We start from the raw sequence: 501 nt of genomic DNA, 5'->3' as shown, positions 1-501 counted from the left end.
ACCTGATGTTCTCCCCAGCCATGCTTGCGGTCCTTCGCGCTCGGACGACGGTCCCGTTCCACGCCCACCTGCTGGCGCGCCGGCCGATGGCGCTCATCGACGCGGTCACCACCGCTGGCGCCGATCTGATCACGGTGCCAGCCGAGATCGACGATGCCGCGCGTGCCCTGCATCGCATTCGCGAGAACGGCAAGGCGGCCGGCCTGGCGCTTGGCGTGGACACCCGGGTCGTCGAGGCCCGTCCCTACCTCGGCGCGATCGACGTGCTGGTGGTCGTCTGCACACCTGGCGGCGCGCGGGACGCCGCGCTGACCCTGGCCGCTCTGCGCCGCGTCCACGCCGCGCGCCGACTCGTTGAGGCGACCGGGCACCAGCGCCCCGTGCGGCTCCTGGCCGAGGGAGGGGTCGGCGCGCGCACGGTTGGGCCGCTCAGTGTCGCCGGGGTCGACGGCCTCGTCACCGACCTGCCCGTCCTCAGCGACGACCCCGCGGGCACCGCCC

General features: G+C 74.5%; 1 protein-coding gene. It reads left to right on the top strand.

The genetic code is table 11. From position 1 onward, the window contains the following. Positions 1 to 20: 20 nt before the first annotated feature. Positions 21 to 501: beta/alpha barrel domain-containing protein (locus AC08OP_RS24015; RefSeq protein ID WP_476616251.1), on the top strand; the 481-nt coding region annotated here is incomplete at its 3' end.

This window comes from Frankia sp. CeRuru1, assembly GCF_977966315.1.
The sequence above is the reverse complement of the archived record's forward strand: the minus strand, read 5'-3'. Positions and strand labels throughout refer to the sequence as shown.